Consider the following 16722-nt stretch of genomic DNA (forward strand, 5'->3'; position numbering starts at 1 on the left):
GTTTCCGCCCTCCGGGCGCCCCGTCCCCCGGCGGAAACCCTTGTTTCCGCCCGGGGGGGGAGGGGTCAGGAGGTCGGGTTGAGGCGGGCGATGACGCCCTTGGCGGTCTGGCCGAAGCGGTACGACTGGGTCAGGTAGGCGTTGCAGAAGATGTTGCCGCCCGCGAACAGGGGCACCAGGAACTGCGCCACGCGCTGCCGGCCCTGCCACTTCGCCAGGTCCGCCGGGGTGTTCGGGGTGGGCAGGGTGGCGTCCTTGACGCTGACGGGCTCGCCGCGCTGCTCGGCGGCGTCCGAGGCCTGGGCGATCTTGCGGCCGGCGAAGGCGGCGTACGCGGTGGCCACCGCGCCGCCGAGGACGAGGCCGACCTTCAGCGCGCCGACGCTGCCGTAGCCCTTCTGCGCCGCGATGCGGTGCCCGCTGGCCGCGGTGAGCGTCGAGCCGGTGACCAGGACGGTGGCGATGCCGCCCCACTGCGCCGGCTGGAAGCGGCGCCACGCCGAGGCGGCGACCTCGATGCGGTCGGAACCGGCCGCCAGGTCGCTGCCGGACTTGTTGACGCCTGCGACGCCCATGACGGACCCGCCGAACCACAGGGCGGACGCGAGGTCGTGCACGGCCTGGGTGACGTAGCGGTTGTCGCTGCTGTTCACGGGGTACCTCCGGGTCGGACGGGTGTGTCGTCCCCTGTCCCCTTCCCCGTCCCGCGCGGTTCACACGTGCCCGTCACCGGCTCTCCCCGGTGCCGCACCGCACCAGCCACTCGGCGACCCGGTGCAGGTCCCCGGTGCGGTGCAGCACCGCCCGCTGCCGGGTCGCGGAGGTGCCGCGCGCCAGCAGGGACTCGAGCAGGTCGCGCACCGTGCCGTGCTCGCCGTGCTCGCGCAGGTCGCCCTCCAGCTCCGCGAGCAGCCGGCGGGCCGCCTCGGGGGCGGGGACGAGGTCCAGCGTGACCGGGTCGAGCAGGTCGCCGCCCAGCCCGAACCGCGCCGCGCGCCAGCGGGCCGCGCGCAGCACCTCCGGGCGCACCGGCGGCACCGGCCACCCCGCGCGGGCCCGGCCGGCGAGCACGCGGGTCAGCGAGCGCACCAGCGCGGCGTGCAGCACGGCGTCGTCGACGTCGGTGCACACGTCCGCGACGCGGAACTCCAGCGTCGGGTACTTCAGCGAGGGCCGCACGTCCCAGTAGAGGTTCGAGGAGTCCTCCACCACCCCGGCGGTCCGCAGGGCCTGCACGACTGTGAGGTACTGCTCGGCGGAACCCATCTCCTCCGGGGGGCCGGTGATCGGCCAGCGCGCGAACCACTGGGTGCGGTAGCTGTCGTACCCGGTGTCGCTGCCCTCGTGGAACGCCGAGCTGCCGGTGAGGGCCAGCAGCAGCGGCAGGTGGGGGCGCACCCGGTCCATCACCGCCACAGCCACCTCCAGGTCCGGCACGCCCACGTGGACGTGGCAGCCGCAGATCACCTGCTGCAGCGCCAGCAGCCCCCACTTCTCGAGCAGCTCCAGGTACCGGGGGCGGGAGGTCAGCCGCTGCTCGTGCCAGCACCCCAGCGGGTGGGTGGAGGCGGCCAGCAGGACCGCGCCCGCGGAGGCCGCCGCGGCCGACGCCTGCGCACGGGCCGCGAGCAGCTCGGCGCGGACCTCGTCCAGCGTCGTGCACACCGCCGTGGCCGTCTCCAGCTGGGTGGTGGCGATCTCGGCGGAGACGCGCTCGCCGAGCCGGCCGGCCAGCGCGGCGCGGTTGAGCACCGGGTCGTCGTGCAGCCGCAGGTCGCCGGCGCGCGCGACGTGGAACTCCTCCTCGACCCCGAGGGTGGCGCCGGTCACCCCACCGGCCGCCCGGGGCAGGGTTCCCGCGCTCACGCGGGGACGTCGCCGGCGTCGCGCACGCGGGCCGGCTCCGCGGTGCCCAGCGGCGGGTGCGTGCGCGTGGCGGTGCGTCCAGGGCTCACCGGTCCTCCGTCGGAAGGTCGCTGCGCAGCCGACGGTTCGACCCCGGCCATTGCACCCCGTGCACCGGTGCCGCGCCACCCGGCGCCGGTCGCGGCGGCTGGCTAGGCTCGCGGAACGGTCGAGCCGGGGCCGTGGAGCGGACGGGGAGGTGCGCGGTGAAGGTGGCGGCCAGCGGGACGTACGACCCCGGTGAGGGCAGCCGGCTGCCCGAGGGGGAGGTGCACGCCTGGGAACCGGGGCAGAACCAGACGGCGTGCGGGGTGCCGCTGCGCCGGGCGGGGCTGGCGCGCTTCCCGCACGTTGACTTCTCCGACACCGACCCGGTGACCGGTGGCAGCGCCGACGCCGTGCGGTGGGTGTGCCCGAAGTGCGTGGCGGCCACCACCCCGCGCCGCCAGCGCGGTGGGCGGCGCTGGGAGCGCACCGACCCGCGCCCCTGAGCGGCTCCGGCGGGTCGGGGTTTGACCGGGGCGGCGACGGGGTAGCTCCGCAGTGCGGTCGAAGCGGCTGGCCGTCGTCCCGTTGGCGCGGGCGGCGCCGCCGCCCCGCCCGTCCCCCGGAGCACCCGTGAACCCTCAGGACCTCCCCACCCCGCTCTCGCCCGCGGTCGCGAGCTCCCCGCCGCCCGGTGTCGACGCCCCCGGGTACGACCGCTCCGCGCTCGTGCCGTCGGTGGTGCACCTCGGCGTCGGCGGTTTCCACCGCGCGCACCAGGCGGTCTACCTGGACGACCTGGCCCGCCGCGGCGAGACCGGCTGGGGCGTGGTCGGGGTGGGGCTGCACAGTTCGCGCATGCGCGACGCCCTGGCGCCCCAGGACAACCTGTACAGCGTCGTCGTGCGCGGTCCCGAGCACGACGAGGTGCGCCTGGTGGGGGTGCTCGTCGGTTACCTGTACGCCCCCGACGACCCCGAGGCCGTGCTGGAGCGGCTGGCCGACCCGCGCACCCGCCTGGTGACCCTGACGATCACCGGCACCGCCTACCCGGCCGACGACGGCGTGGACCCCTCGGTGCCGGAGGTGGCCGCCGACGTGGAGAACCCCCACGCGCCCGGCACGGCGTTCGGGTACCTGGTGGAGGCGCTGGACCGGCGCCGGCGGCGCGGCACCGGCCCGTTCACGGTGCTCTCCTGCGACAACGTGCAGCACAACGGCGCCCGCACCCGCGAGGCGGTGCTCGCCACCGCCCACCTGCGCGACCCGGAGCTGGCGGACTGGATCGCCGCGAACGTCACCTTCCCCAGCAGCATGGTGGACCGGATCACGCCCGAGACGGTGCCGGAGGACCGCGAGGAGCTCGCGCGCCGGCACGGGTTGCGGGACCGCTGGCCGGTGGTCACCGAGCCGTTCTCCCAGTGGGTGGTGGAGGACTCCTTCTGCGCCGGCCGCCCGGCGCTGGAGGAGGTGGGCGTGCAGTTCACCGGTGACGTCCTGCCGTACGAGATCATGAAGACCCGCCTGCTCAACGGCGCCCACTGCGCGCTCGGCTACCTGGGGTCGCTGGCGGGTTTCCGCACCACCGACGAGGCGATGGCCGACCCCCGGGTGCGCGCCTTCGTCGAGGGTTTCCTCGCCGAGGCGTCGGCGCTGCTGCTGGACGTGCCCGGCATCGACCTGAGCCGCTACTGCGCCACGCTGGTGGAGCGGTTCTCCAACCCGCGCGTGGGCGACCAGCTGCCCCGCCTGTGCCGGCGGGGCAGCACGAAGGTCCCCGAGTACCTGCTGCCCTCCCTGCGGCAGGCGGTGGACCAGAACCGCCCGCGCCGCCACCTGGTGCTGGCGCTGGCGGCGTGGCTGCGCTACCTGCGCGGGGTCGACTACGCGGGCGAGGCGATCGAGGTGCAGGACGCGCACGCCGAGCGGCTGACGGCTGCCGCCCGCGCCGGCGGCACCGACCCCGGCGCGCTGCTGTGCCAGCGCGACGTGTTCGCCGGCTTCGGCGACAGCGTGCGGCTGCGCGAGGAGCTGCGCGAGCAGCTGCGCGCCCTGGAGGCCGGCCCGCTGGAGGCCGCGCTCGCCCTGCGCACCGGCCGGTCCGCCGTCGCCGACCCGGACCCGCGCGCGGAGCGCGACCAGCCGGTGCCGGCGGCCGGACGGGGGGCGGCGGCGTGATCGGGGGCGCCGCCGCCGCCCGGGCCCTGCGCGAGGTGCGCTGGGTGCTCTGCGACGCCGACGGCAGCCTCTTCCCCGCCCCCCGGCCCGACCGCGAGCCCGACCCCGTCCCCGCGCCGGTGGGGGCGCGGGCCCCGGCCCCGGCGGCCCCGGCGGCCCCGACCGGCTCGCCCGACCCGCGCGTGCTGGAGCCCCTGCGCACCCTGAGCGAGCACTTCGGCCTCGCCGCGATCGGGTCGGGCACCGACGCCCGGACCGCGGCCCGCCTGGAGGTCACCGGCACGGCCCGCTACTTCCCGCCGGAGCTGCGCTTCAGCGCGCAGGACTCCCCGCCGCGCCCCCCGCACGAGCCCGGCCCGGCCGTCTACCGCTTCGCCGGGCAGTGCCTGGGGCTCGGGGCCGGTCAGGCCGTCGCGGTGGAGGACCGCGCCGCCGGCACCGCCTCGGCGGTGGCCGCGGGCTGGCCGGTGATCGGCAACCTGCTGTTCGTGGCGCCCGCCGAGCGGGCCGTGCGGGAGGTGGAGCTGCGCGAGGCGGGCGCGTGCGCGGTCGTGCGCTCCTGGTGGGACGTGGTGGGCCTGCTGTGCACGGCCACCGCCCGCGGCCTGCACGGCTAGGCGGTGCCCGGTGCCCGGTGCGGCCGCCCGGGCCGTGGTCCCCGCGGCGCGGCGGCGTGGGGGAGACTGACCGGTGGGTGCGGCCGCGCCCGCTGACGAGGAGGCCGGGTGTCGGAGCGCGTCGAGGTCCCCAGCGGGGCGCAGGGCGAGACCCGGAACGTGGCGAGCGCGCCCAGCCCGCTGCCGCCGCCGCCGGACGCCGGGCGCATCGCCGACGTGCGCCGCGAGCTGCTGGAGCTGGCCATCGAGGCCGCCGGCGTCGGCACCTTCGACTGGGACCTCGTCAGCGGCACCCTGGCGTGGGACGAGCGCCTGGTGGAGCTGTTCGGGTACGGGCCGGCCGCCTTCGTCAGCACCATCGAGGCGTTCCACGAGCGCCTGCACCCGGCGGACCTGCCGCGCGTCAGCGCCGACCTGGAGGCGGCGATCGCCACCTGCGGGCGCTTCTCCGCCGAGTACCGGATCGTGCTGCCCGGCGGGGACGTGCGCTGGGTCGGCGCCCGGGGCCGGGCGCTGGGCGACGAGCGCGGCGCCGCGGTGCGCCTGCTGGGGGCGGCGTGGGACGTCACGGCCCACCGCGAGGCCGAGGCGCGGGTGGCCCGGGTGCTGGAGTCGATGTCCACGGCGTTCTTCTCGCTGGACACCTCCTGGCGGTTCACGTACGTCAACGCCGAGGCCGAGCGGGTGCTGGGCCGCGAGCGCCGCGAACTCCTCGGCGGGGTGGTGTGGGACCTGTTCCCCGCCGCCCCCGGCAGCGACTTCGAGGTGAACTACCGCCGCGCGATGGACAGCGGCGAGACGGTGACGTTCGACGCGCACTACCCCGCGCCGCTGAACGCCTGGTACGAGGTGCGCGCCTGGCGCACCGGCGACGGGCTGGCGGTGTACTTCCTCGACGTCACCGAGCGGCGCCGCGCCCAGCAGGAGTCCGAGCGGGCCGCGCGCCGCACGGAACTCCTGGGGCGCATCACCGCCGAGCTCACCGGCACGCTGGACAACGACGAGGCCGCCCGCCGGCTGGCGCGGCTGGTGGTGCCCGCGCTGGCGGACTGGGCGATCGTCACCCTCGTCGACGACACCCACCAGGCGGGCACCCGCCGCGGCCTGCGCGACGCCGCCGCCTGCCACCGCGACCCCGCGCTGCAGCCAGTGCTCGAGGAGTACGCGCACGCCCGCATGCGCCTGCTCACCGACGACACGGTCGTGGTGCGGGCGATGACCAGCGGCCGGCCGCAGTTCCTGCCCGCCGGCGCCACGGCCGCCGTGCAGGCGATGCTGCCGCCCGGGCCGGTGCGCGAGCAGCTGGGGCTGCTGGCGCCGGAGTCGGTGGTGGTGCTGCCCCTGGTCGGGCGGGAGGGGCCGGTGGGCATGCTCTCGCTGGCCAACCGCGCCGAGCGCGGCGACTTCAGCGCCGACGACCTCGTCACCGTCGAGCACGTCGGCGCCCGCGCGGGCATCGTGCTGGACAACGCGCGCCTGTACCGCCAGCAGCGCGAGCTGGCGGAGACGCTGCAGCGGTCCCTGCTGACCGCCCTGCCCGAGCCGGAGCACCTGCAGGTGGTGGCCCGGTACCAGCCGGCGGCGCAGGCGGCGCAGGTCGGCGGGGACTGGTACGACGCGTTCCTGCAGCCGGACGGCGCCACGGTGCTCGTCATCGGCGACGTCGTCGGCCACGACACGCAGGCCGCCGCCGCCATGAGCCAGGTGCGCACCCTGGTGCGCGGGATCGCCGCGGCCGGCGGGGGAGCGCCCGCCGAGGTGCTGCGCACCGTCGACCGGGTCGTGCACACGCTGCGGGTGGACACCACCGCCACCGCCGTCGTGGCGCGCCTGGAGCACGACGGGACGCTGGCCCCGGGGGACACGCGGGTGCGCTGGTCCAGCGCCGGCCACCCGCCGCCGATGGTCATCACCCCCGACGGGCGGGTGCGGGCGCTGAGCGGCGAGCACGCCGACCTGCTGCTCGGGGTCCTGCCGGACGCCCCCCGCGAGGAGTTCTCGGCGGTCCTGGAACGCGGCAGCACCGTCCTGCTGTACACCGACGGCCTCGTGGAGCGGCGCGGGCAGTCCCTCGACGAGGGCCTGCACCTGCTGCGCCGCACCCTGACCGAGCTGGCCGCGCGCGGGGGCGGCCTGGACGCGCTGTGCGACGGGCTGCTGGCCCGGATGCTGCCGGGGCAGCAGGAGGACGACGTCGCGGTCGTCGCGGTGCACCTGCACCCGCGGGACCGCCCCGGCCACCCGCCTCACCCCCCGCGGTGATCATGCACGATTGAGGGTTCAACCGTGCATGATCACCGCGGAGTGGGGGGCAGGGCCGCCGCAGCAGGGCGCGCGGGACTACCCGAACAGCAGTTCCCGCGCCGGGTCGACCAGCTTGCGCACCGTGCGCCCGGAGCGGAACTCGCCCAGCGCGCGCATCGACCACGCGGCCCCGTCGCGCACCACCGCCGCCATGAGGACGGCGGTGGTGCCCTGCGTGTCGCTGAGCTCGTAGCGCACGAGTTCCGCACCGCCGGCGTCCAGCAGGCGGCAGAACGCCCGGCTGACGGCGGTGAACCGCTGCCCGCCGAAGGAGTTGATGGTGAACACCAGCGCGTGCACGTCGGCGGGCAGGTCCCCCAGGCGCACGCGGATCTGCTCGTCGTCGCCCTCGCCGGCGCCGGTGAGGTTGTCGCCGCTGTGCGCGATCGCGCCGCGGAACGCCTGCTTCGACATGAACCACACCGTGGCGAGGTCCTTCCCGCGGGCGTCGAACGCGATGCAGGAGGCGTCCAGGTCGATGTTGCGGCCGCGCGCGGCCGGGTCCCAGCCCAGGCCCAGGGTGACGGCGCTCAGCGGGGGAGCGCCCGTCTTCACCAGCGACACCGTCTGGTCCTTCACCAGGGACACGCGGCCCTTGTCCAGGTTCAGCGGGGCGCGCGCCGGTTCCGGCGCGGGTGCCGCGGGTGCCGCAGCCGCGGGGGCTGGTTCGTCGTCGACGGTGATGCCGAAGTCCGTGGCCAGCCCCGCCAGGCCGGTGTCGTAGCCCTGCCCCACCGCGCGCAGCTTCCACCCGCCGCCGCGCCGGTACAGCTCCCCGGCCACGAACGCGGTCTCCGGCCCCGCCTGCGGCACGTCGAACCGGGCCAGTTCCGCGCCGTCCGCGGCCAGCACCCGCAGGTGCAGGCCGGGGACCTGCCCGAACGTGCCGCCGTCCGCGGACGCCGCCAGCACCACCCGCTCCACCTGCGCCTCCACGGCCGGCAGGTCCGCCTCCACCGCGCCGTCGCGGCCGTACCGCACCGCGCCGGAGGGGTGGGCGGGCTGGTTGTAGAAGACGAAGTCGTCGTCGGAGCGCACCTTCCCCGCGGCCGTCAGCAGCAGGGCGCTGGTGTCCACGTCCGGCACGCCCGGCCCGGCGTCCCACCCCAGGACGGCCCGCACGGGCGCGGTCGGCAGTTCGGTGTTGGACCCCTTGGTCAGCTGCGTCGCCACGCCACCACCCTGCCCGCCGCAGCGACCCCGGCGCCAGCGCGCCCTACTTCGCCTCCGACCACCGCCGCACCACCGCGACGTCCGCGACGAACCGCACCTCGCCGCCCGCCCAGCGCCGCGCCGTCCTCGCCAGCGCCGAGCGCAGCAGGTCCGCCGCCGCGCCCGCGTCCTGCTCCGGCACGTGCAGCAGCAGCTCGTCGTGCAGGCACAGCACGACGCGACCCCCGCCCCCCGCGTCCGCCAGGCCGGCGCGCACCGACGCCGCCCACGCCTTGAACAGCTCCGCCGCGGTGCCCTGCACGACGGCGTTGCGGGCGAAGCGCCCCCGCACGGCCCTCGCCTCCTCCGGCAGGTCGGCGCTGCCCACCCGCACCGGCCGCCCGCCCCACGTCGCCACGTCCCGCCCCGCGCGCCCGGCCTCCTCGGCGGCGCGCAGGAACGCCAGCGCCGCCGGGTAGGCGCGCTCCATGCGCCGCAGCGCCTCCCCGGCCGCGCCGGACGTCTGCCCGTACATCGCCGCCAGGACGGCGACCTTCGCGGTGGCGCGGTCCGCGCCCAGCGCGGCGGCCACGGGCGCGTACAGGTCGTCGTCGCGGGTGGCGGCGGCCAGACCCGCGTCGCCGGACAGCACCGCCAGCACCCGCGGTTCCACCTGCCCCAGGTCGGCGCGCACCAGCACGTGCCCGCGCTCGGCCGCCACCGCGGGACGCAGCTCGGCGGGCAGGTTGTGCAGCCCCGCCTGCGCGGTCATCCGCCCGCCCCCGCCGTCGGAGGCCGACCACGCCCCGCGCAGCCGGCCGTCGGCACCGACGTGGTGCGCCAGCCAGCCGTGGCCGTACGTGGTGGCCAGCCGCTCCGCCCGGCGCCAGCGCAGCAGCGCCTCCACCACCGGGTGCGAACCGCGCAACCGCTCCAGCCGCCACGCCCGCGTGTCCGGCACGTCGAAACCCAGCTGCCGCAGCGCCGCGAGCACCTGGGCGGGGTTGCGCAGGTCCACCGGCCCCAGCAGCTCGCGCACCGGTGCGTCCCGCGCGGCGCGCGCGGCCGCCTCCGCCGCGGGGCCGTCCGGGCGCGGACCGACCTCGGCGACCACGACCGCCTCGGCGACGGCCCGGTCCAGCGGCAGGCCCGTGCGCTCCAGCTCCACCGCCAGCAGCGCCGCCGCCGACTCGCTCCACGCCGTCTGCACCGGCAGCGGCGGGGGCGCCGGGTGCGGGCGCGGGTCCGGCCGGGCGTCCAGGGCCCGCTGCTGCCCGGCGGCGGTGTGCAGGGCCAGCACCGCCCAGCGGGCCGCCCGCCGCAGCCGCTCGGCGGGCTCGGCGTCCGGGCCGAACGCGCGGCCCTGCACCCACCCCGCGGAGAGCTGGCCGTGCTCGTCGACCGGGCCGGCGTCCCCGGCCAGGGTGCCGTCCAGGTCCAGCAGCCCCGTGCCGTGCGCGGCCTCGCGGTGCTGCGCGGGCGGCGGCGGCTCGGGCAGGTCGTGCGCCGCCGCCCACGCCGCGGCCGGGTCGTCGCGCGAGCCGCCCACCAGCAGCCGGTGCACCGCCGCCACATCGTGGCAGCGGGCCAGGTGCACGCCCGCCGCGACCAGCGGGGCCGCGGTGCCCGCCGCCGACCACCACGTCCACCTCGGCGCCAGGCCCCGCTCCACCCGGCGGACCAGGTCGGCCGGCTCGCCCGGCAGCGGCAGCGGGCCACCGGCCGCGGCCAGACCCGCACCCAGGCCGGGCACCACGACCAGCGCCAGGGGCTCACCGGTGCGCGCGCCCACCCGGTGCAGCGCACCCGCGAGGTCCGAGGCGGCGTCCACACCGCCATCCTGCCCGCCGGGGCGGACACGCCCGCACCCCGCGGCGGTGCCGGGGAGCTCAAGACGGCCCCGGTGCGCGCCGATGGGAGAGGACCCGCTCCGTCTCACGGGTCCACGGAAGGTCGTCCCCCATGTCGTCCCTGCTGCGCCGCGTCCGCGTCGGCACGCGCCTCGCGCTCGCCTTCGGCCTCGTCCTCGCCCTCCTCCTCGCCACCGGTGCCGCAGCCCTGACGAGCATCGCCGCGCAGTCGCGGTCCCTGCAGGCCCAGCGCGACATCACCGAGCTGGTGCGCTTCACCGAGGAGCAGCGCTTCTGGGACGCCGACGTCAGCGGCTGGCAGGTCGCCTACGCGTGGGACAGCTACCGCCTCGGCCTGCCGGAGGCCGTCGACTCCTCCTCCGGCAACCGCGCCGGCTTCCTCGCCAGCAAGGCGTCCCTGCAGGAGGCCCTCGCGGCCGCCCCCACCTCCCTGATGACCGCGCAGGAGCGCGAGCTGATCGAGCAGGTCGCCGACCTGTGGGACGAGTACTTCACCTCGGACGAGCGCGCCGTCGCCCTGTACCGGACCGGTGACCTGGCCGCCGCCGAGGCCGAGATCCTCGGGAACGGCTACACCGCCTACGGCGAGCTGCTCACCGTCACCGCCGAGCTGGCCGAGGCCGTGGACGCCCGCGCCGCCGCCGCCGCCGCCGAGGCGGAGGCCGCCGCCGACCGCAGCCGCACCCTCGTGCTCGCCGCGCTGGTCGTCGCGGCCGCGCTGACCGTGCTGCTGCTGGTGGTGCTCACCCGCAGCGTCGTCGGCCCGCTGCGCCGCAGCGTCGCCGACCTGCGCCGCGTCGCCGAGGGCGACCTGACCGTCGTGCCCGTCGTCGACGGCGGCGACGAGTTCCGCGAGATGGCCGAGGCCCTCGAGGCCGCCGTGACCGCCACCCGCCGCACCGTCGGCGACGTCGCCACCAGCGCCCGCGAGGTCGCCGGGATGGCCGACGAGCTCGCCGGGCGCTCGCAGGAGCTGTCCGCCGCCAACGAGCGCACCGCCGGCGACACCGACCGGGCGGCCCGCTCCGCGGACGTGGTTTCCGCGGACGTGTCCACCATCGCCGCGGGCGCCGACGAGCTGGGCGCGGCCATCAACGAGATCTCCTCCGGCATGGCGCAGTCGGCGTCGGTGGCCCGCGAGGCCGTCGAGGCGGCCGAGACCACCCGCGCCACCGTCGCCGAGCTGGGCGACGCCACCCGCGCGATCGCCAGCGTCGTGGGCACCATCACCGCCATCGCCGAGCAGACGAACCTGCTGGCCCTGAACGCCACCATCGAGGCGGCGCGCGCCGGTGAGCTCGGCAAGGGCTTCGCCGTGGTGGCCGGGGAGGTCAAGGAGCTGGCGCAGCAGACCGCCGGCGCCACCGAGGACATCACCCGCAAGGTCGCCGCCATCGAGCGCGGCAGCTCCGAGGCCGCGACCACCATCGGCCGCATCGCCGAGATCATCGCCCGCATCGACGACCACCAGGCCACGATCGCGGCCGCGGTGGAGGAGCAGACCGCCACCACCGGCGAGCTGGCCCGCACGGTGGCCGACGCGGCCGGCGGCACCCAGGAGATCGCCGGGGTGCTCTCCGCCGTGGCGGGCGCCAGCGCCGTGGACCGCGCCAGCCTGGAGCAGGTGCGCACCTCCGTGGAGGCGCTGCGCGAGACCTCCGGGCGGTTGCGCGAGTCGGTGGGCGCCTTCCGCCTCTGAGGGTCCGCTCCGAGGGTCCGGGAGTGCCCCGGTCCCGAGGGGTCCCGTCGCGCGGGCGGGCGCGGCGGGCATCATGGGGGCGCCGCGCCCGTGCGCGGCGCCCCGGTCCGCTCCGGGCGGCCGGGTCCCCCCACGACCGGAGGACCGATGCCCGAGCAGAACACCCCCGTCGTCCTGGGCGTCGACCTGGGCACCACGTCCACCAAGGTCGTCGCCTTCGACGCCGCCGGCCGCGAGCGCGCCTCGGCCGGCGCCGGCTACTCCCTGCGCGAACCCGCCCCCGGGCACGTCGAGCTCGGCGCCGAGGACGTGCTGCGCGCGGCCGTGGGCGCCACCCGCGACGCCGCCGCCCGCGCGAGCGCCGCCGGCTGCACCGTCGCCGGGATCTCCTTCAGCTCCGCCATGCACTCCCTCGTCGGCCTGGGTGCCCGCGACGAGCTGCTGACGCAGGTCATCACCTGGGCGGACACCCGCGCCACCGAGGAGGCCGAGGAGCTGCGGCCCACCGACCTCGGCCGCGCCCTGCACCGTGCCACCGGCACCCCCGTGCACCCCATGTCGCCGCTGGTGAAGCTGGTGCACCTGCAGCGGCACCAGCCCGCGCTGTTCGCCGCCGTGCGCACCTGGGTGCAGGTGAAGGACCTGCTGGTGCGGCGCTGGACGGGCCAGTGGGTCACCGACCGCTCCACCGCCTCGGCCACCGGGATGGTGGACCTCTCCACCGGCGACTGGTCCGCCGACGCCCTGCGCGTGGCGGGCGTCAGCCCCGTGCAGCTGCCGCCCGTGGTCCCGGTGACGGCGCTGGCGGGAACCCTGACCGCCACCGCCGCGCAGGAGCTGGACCTGCCCGCCCGCACACCCGTGTTCGCCGGTGGCGCCGACGGCCCGCTGGCCAACCTCGGCGTCGGCGCCGTCGTGCCCGGCACCGCGGCGCTGTCCATCGGCACCTCCGGGGCGCTGCGGGTGGCCGCGCGCACCCCGCGCGTGGACGCGGCCGGGCGCACGTTCTGCTACTCCCTCACCGACGACCTGTGGGTGGTCGGTGGGGCCACCACCAACGGCGGCGTGGTGCTGCGCTGGCTGGCGGAGACCCTCACCCCGGACCTGTCGTTCGTGGCCGGTGAGCTCGGCGAGGCGCCCGAGGAGTCCCTCATCGACCTGGCCGCCGGCGTGCCCGCCGGGGCGGAGGGGCTGCTGATGCTGCCGCACCTGCTCAGCGAGCGGGCGCCGCAGTGGAGCGCGCTGACCAGCGGCGTGCTCGTCGGCCTGCAGCGCCGGCACGGGCGCGGGCACGTCGTGCGCGCCGCCCTGGAGGGGGTGTGCCAGCAGCTCGCCCTCGTCGCCGACTCCGTGGAGGACGCCGGCTCGGAGATCGCCGAGATCCGCGCCACGGGGGGTTTCGCCCGCAGCCGGGTGTGGCGGCAGCTGCTCGCCGACGTCCTGGGCCGGCCGCTGTCGTTCGCCGCCGGTGGGCAGGAGGGTTCCAGCTTCGGCGCCGCCCTCGTCGGCCACCACGCGCTGGGGAACCTCGACATGGTCGAGGCCGCCCGCCGCGAGGTCCGCATCGGCGAGGTCGTGGAACCCGACGCCGCCGACGCCGCCGTCCACGCCCGGCTCCGGCCGGTGTTCGCGTCGCTGACGGACGCGCTGGGCCCGACGTTCCGGGCGCTGCGGGAGTTCACCGCCGAGAGCACCGGGGAACCGGAGGGGGAACCCGCTCCCGGGCCCGGTGCCGAACCGCCCCTCGACGAGGACTGACGGCAGGCGCGGGAGCGCGCCGCCTCACCAGCGGTGCGCGACGTCCACGACGACCCGGGAACCCCCCGCCGGCCCGTCCAGGGTGAACACCCGGAACGGCAACCGTGCCCGCACGCCCAGCCCGAACGTCGTCCGCCCCTCGAACGAGCTGGCCCACACCAGGTCCCGGAACGTGCGGTGGCCGCTCACGTCCGGCAGGTCGCCGTCGGTCAGGTGCAGCGCGGCGGGCACGGCGAGGGGTTCGACGACGACCACCTCCAGGCGCGCGCCCCCGGTCACCGGCACGGGCCTGCCGGACCCGTCCTGGTCCACCGCGTCGACGTAGCGCACGAAGTACCCGTCACCGCTGCCGCGCAGGTCCACCACGAGCCGGTCGAAGCACGGGTGCGATCCCGTGCGCACGTCCACGACCTCCGCGTGGCGCACCGACGGGGCGCTCCGCGGCAGGGAACCCCACGCGTACCCGCAACCGGCCACCGCGGACGCCGGTGGGGCCAGACCCACCAGGGCCGAACCCAGGAGCAGGGACGCCAGTGCCGCTGACCGCTCCACCCGGGCCTCCTCCCGGCGGGAACGGCACCGTGCCGTCCGGCCACCCGGTCCCATCGTCACCCCGTGCCCGGGGCGTGTCGAACGGGCGGGTGGGGCGGGGCGCCCGGCGTAGCGTGCACGGGGTGCTGGTGTGGATCAACGGCCCGTTCGGCGGCGGCAAGACGCAGACCGCGCACGAGCTGCGCCGGCGGCTCCCCGGCAGCGTCGTGTGCGACCCCGAGCACGTCGGGTTCGGGCTGCACCGCACCCTGCCGCCGTCGCTGCGCGGCGACTTCCAGGACCTGCCCGCCTGGCGCACCGGTGTCGTGGGAGCGCTGGAGCACGTCCTGCACCGATGGGACGGCGTGGTCCTGGCGCCGATGACCGTGGTGGAACCGGAGCACTTCGACCAGACGGTGGGGGAGCTGCGCCGCCGCGGCCACGACGTGCGGCACGTCGCGCTGCTGGCGCGACCGGGGACGGTGCGGCGCCGGTTGCGCGAACGCTCCCTGGGCCGGGTGGCGGCAGCGGCCACCGCCCGGTCGGGGTTCGCACCGGGGGCGTCGTTCGCGCTGGCCCGGGTGGAGCACTGCCTGGAGCGGTTGCGGGGTGAGGAGTTCGCCGAGCACCTCGACACCGACGGGCTGGACGTGCCACAGGTCGCCGAGCGCGTCGCCGCGCTGTGCGGGGTGGACCTGCTGCCGCCCGCCGGGCGGGTGCGCGGCGGGCTGCAGCGGCGCTGGACCGCGGTGCGGCACGTCCGCCTGGGCTGACCGGGCCGGGGCCGGGGCCGGGGCCGGGGCCGGGGTCAGCGGGAGCGGTGCTCCTGCGGGCTGACGCCGTAGCGCTTCTTGAACGCGGCGCTGAAGCTGAAGGGCGATCCGTAGCCGACGCGCCGCGCGATCGCCGCCAGGGTGAGCCCGGGGTCGTCCAGCAGGTCCGCGCCCAGCGCCAGGCGCCAGTTCGCCAGGTAGGTCATCGGCGGTGTCCCCACCCGCTGCGTGAACCGGCGGGTCAGGGCGGAACGGGAGACCCCCGCCCGGCGGGCGAGCGCGTCCAGCGTCCACGGCGCCTGCGGTTCGGCGTGCAGGGCCTGCACGGTGCGGTGCACCACCGGGTCGGGGGAGGGGGCCGCCACCGCACCGGGCGCGCCGGGCCCCGACGCCGACCACCGCCGCAGGGTGGCGATCAGCAGCAGGTCCAGCAACCGGTCCAGGACCGCCGACTGCCCCTCGGCGTCGCGCTCCACCTCGCGCGCCAGCAGCGGCAGGAGCGCCGGGTCCGGGTCGGGGACCACCACGTTCGCCGGCAACGTCCCGGTGAGCAACCGCCCCACCTCGCCGCGGCTGCGGAACGTCCCCACCACCATGACGTCCCGGCCCGCGGGGTCGTTGCCCCACGTGCGCACCCCCGAGCGCCAGCCGGGCGGCAGGTCGCGCCCGTCGGCGGCCGAGCACGACTGTCCGGCGCCGACCACGGCACCCGGCGGGGCGCCGGGCGCGCTGGCCAGGACGTACGGCTCGGTGTCGCGGGCCAGCAGCACGTCGCCGGCCGACATCACCACCGCCCCGCGGGAGCCGAGCGCCCACGCCGTCCCCGACAGCAGCGCCACGGCCGTCAGCGGCGCCTCGTCCACCACCCGGATCGACCACGGCGGTTCCATCACCACGCGCAGCACGAAGGCGTCGCGGGCGCGCGGGCCGTCGAACCACCCCGGTGACTCCACACCGCCGACGGTAGGGCACGCGGTACCGGCCGGTTCCGCCGCCGGCGCGAGGAACCCGTGCACCGCGGTGGGTTCAGCCGGCCGGGGCGCCGACGGGCACGGGGTTCCACACCCCGCTCGCCGCCGCCTCGCGGGCGTAGGTGGAGAAGTCCTTCGGCGCCCGACCCAGGACACGTTCCACCCCGTCCGTCACCGAGGCGTTGCGGCCGTCCAGGATCAGGGTGAACAGGTCCGCGAAGCCGCCGGGCAGGCCCTCGCGCTCCAGTTCCGCCGCGTACTCGGCGCGGGTGACGGGCTCGTAGGAGATGCGCCGCCCCGTGGCGTCGGACAGTTCCCGCGCGACGTCGTCGAAACCGAGCGGGCGCGGGCCGGACAGTTCGTGCACCTGCCCGGCGTGCCCGGGGCGGGTCAGTGCGGCGGTCGCCACGTCCGCGATGTCGTCGACGTCCACGAACGGCTCGACGGCGTCCCCGGCGGGGATCGACAGCACCCCGGCTCGGACCGGCCCCAGGAAGAAGCTCTCGGAGAAGTTCTGGTTGAACCAGTTGCAGCGCACCACCGTCCACTCCAGGCCGGAACGCTGCACGGCCTCCTCGCTGGCCACCGCCCCCTCCTCGCCGCGCCCGGACAGCAGGACGACGCGGCGCACGCCCGCCGTGCGCGCGGTCGCGCAGAACTCCTCGACCAGTTCCGGGACGCCCGGGAACGCGAGGTCGGGGTGGTAGGTGACGTAGGCGGCCTGCGCGCCGGCCAGCGCGGGCGCCCACGTGGAGGCGTCCTGCCAGTCGAACCTCGGGGCCGTCGAGCGCGACCCGGTGCGCACGTCCTCGCCCCGCGCGCGCAGCCGGTCCGCGACGCGCCGGCCGGTCTTCCCGTTCCCTCCGATGACGACGAACATCTCTCCTCCTCCTGACGCGGCCCGCGCCGCGGTGGGTCCCGGGCCCCCTGCGGGGCCGCGGCCACTCGACCGCCCCCCCCCCAACGGCGGCCATACGC

At 77.4% G+C, this 16722-nt stretch carries 14 protein-coding genes; 7 read left to right on the top strand and 7 right to left on the bottom strand.

Annotated elements, in window-relative coordinates; all coding sequences use genetic code 11:
• Positions 1-65: 65 nt before the first annotated feature.
• Positions 66-653 carry a hypothetical protein gene (locus tag ACRYM0_RS16690; RefSeq protein WP_432506932.1) on the bottom strand — a complete coding sequence of 196 codons (588 nt, stop codon included), beginning with the start codon at positions 651-653 and terminating at the stop codon, positions 66-68.
• A 73-nt stretch (positions 654-726) separates the two neighbouring features.
• Positions 727-1866 carry a carboxylate-amine ligase gene (locus tag ACRYM0_RS16695; protein WP_432506933.1) on the bottom strand — a complete coding sequence of 380 codons (1140 nt, stop codon included), beginning with the start codon at positions 1864-1866 and terminating at the stop codon, positions 727-729.
• A gap of 245 nt (positions 1867-2111) precedes the next feature.
• On the opposite strand from ACRYM0_RS16695, the gene ACRYM0_RS16700 reads away from it, so the two are divergent.
• The 4 genes from ACRYM0_RS16700 to ACRYM0_RS16715 all read left to right on the top strand — a co-directional run bounded on the left by ACRYM0_RS16700 (position 2112) and on the right by ACRYM0_RS16715 (position 6947).
• On the top strand, positions 2112-2396 hold the full coding sequence (locus ACRYM0_RS16700) for a hypothetical protein (protein WP_432506934.1): 285 nt from the start codon (positions 2112-2114) through the stop codon (positions 2394-2396).
• 127 nt (positions 2397-2523) lie between these two features.
• Positions 2524-4068 (top strand): mannitol dehydrogenase family protein, encoded by a 1545-nt coding sequence (locus ACRYM0_RS16705; protein ID WP_432506935.1) that lies wholly within the window; start codon positions 2524-2526, stop codon positions 4066-4068.
• Positions 4065-4685, top strand: coding sequence for a hypothetical protein (locus tag ACRYM0_RS16710; protein ID WP_432506936.1), 621 nt, complete (start codon positions 4065-4067; stop codon positions 4683-4685). Before ACRYM0_RS16705 ends, ACRYM0_RS16710 begins: the two co-directional genes overlap by 4 nt.
• A gap of 108 nt (positions 4686-4793) precedes the next feature.
• Entirely contained in the window at positions 4794-6947 is a 2154-nt protein-coding gene (locus ACRYM0_RS16715) for a SpoIIE family protein phosphatase (protein WP_432506937.1), read from the top strand.
• 78 nt (positions 6948-7025) lie between these two features.
• On the opposite strand, the gene ACRYM0_RS16720 is transcribed toward ACRYM0_RS16715, so the two are convergent.
• Together ACRYM0_RS16720 and ACRYM0_RS16725 are read right to left on the bottom strand one after the other, a co-directional pair.
• Entirely contained in the window at positions 7026-8162 is a 1137-nt protein-coding gene (locus tag ACRYM0_RS16720) for a TerD family protein (RefSeq protein WP_432506938.1), read from the bottom strand.
• Positions 8163-8205: 43 nt separating this feature from the next.
• A complete protein-coding gene (locus ACRYM0_RS16725) occupies positions 8206-9972 on the bottom strand; it encodes a DNA polymerase (RefSeq protein WP_432506940.1) in 1767 nt (588 codons plus the stop codon).
• A 131-nt stretch (positions 9973-10103) separates the two neighbouring features.
• On the opposite strand from ACRYM0_RS16725, the gene ACRYM0_RS16730 reads away from it, so the two are divergent.
• Positions 10104-11711 (top strand): methyl-accepting chemotaxis protein, encoded by a 1608-nt coding sequence (locus tag ACRYM0_RS16730; RefSeq protein ID WP_432506941.1) that lies wholly within the window; start codon positions 10104-10106, stop codon positions 11709-11711.
• A 147-nt stretch (positions 11712-11858) separates the two neighbouring features.
• Entirely contained in the window at positions 11859-13469 is a 1611-nt protein-coding gene (locus ACRYM0_RS16735; protein WP_432506942.1) for a gluconokinase, read from the top strand.
• Between the two features lie 24 nt (positions 13470-13493).
• Here the strand turns inward: ACRYM0_RS16735 and ACRYM0_RS16740 are convergent, their stop codons facing one another.
• Positions 13494-14021, bottom strand: a complete 528-nt coding sequence (locus ACRYM0_RS16740) for an AMIN-like domain-containing (lipo)protein (RefSeq protein ID WP_432506943.1) — start codon at positions 14019-14021, stop codon at positions 13494-13496.
• 122 nt (positions 14022-14143) lie between these two features.
• Between ACRYM0_RS16740 and ACRYM0_RS16745 the strand changes: the two genes are divergently transcribed.
• The gene (locus ACRYM0_RS16745; RefSeq protein ID WP_432506944.1) at positions 14144-14773 is read left to right on the top strand and encodes an AAA family ATPase; all 630 of its coding nucleotides are present in this window, start codon (positions 14144-14146) and stop codon (positions 14771-14773) included.
• Positions 14774-14808: 35 nt separating this feature from the next.
• Here ACRYM0_RS16745 and ACRYM0_RS16750 read toward each other — a convergent pair whose 3' ends face one another.
• Both ACRYM0_RS16750 and ACRYM0_RS16755 read right to left on the bottom strand, forming a co-directional pair.
• Positions 14809-15726: an AraC family transcriptional regulator gene (locus ACRYM0_RS16750; RefSeq protein ID WP_432506945.1), complete on the bottom strand. Its 918-nt coding sequence runs from the start codon at positions 15724-15726 to the stop codon at positions 14809-14811.
• Positions 15727-15799: 73 nt separating this feature from the next.
• On the bottom strand, positions 15800-16624 hold the full coding sequence (locus tag ACRYM0_RS16755) for an NAD(P)H-binding protein (RefSeq protein ID WP_432506946.1): 825 nt from the start codon (positions 16622-16624) through the stop codon (positions 15800-15802).
• Positions 16625-16722 lie beyond the last annotated feature (98 nt).

This window comes from Kineococcus arenarius subsp. arenarius (genome assembly GCF_050871845.1).
GTDB lineage: Bacteria > Actinomycetota > Actinomycetes > Actinomycetales > Kineococcaceae > Kineococcus.

Coding starts and splice junctions, on each gene's coding strand:
- ACRYM0_RS16755 (WP_432506946.1), bottom strand. CDS start 16,624: ATGTTCGTCGTCATCGGAGGGAACGGGAAGACCGGCCGGCGCGTCGCG.
- ACRYM0_RS16735 (WP_432506942.1), top strand. CDS start 11,859: ATGCCCGAGCAGAACACCCCCGTCGTCCTGGGCGTCGACCTGGGCACC.
- ACRYM0_RS16730 (WP_432506941.1), top strand. CDS start 10,104: ATGTCGTCCCTGCTGCGCCGCGTCCGCGTCGGCACGCGCCTCGCGCTC.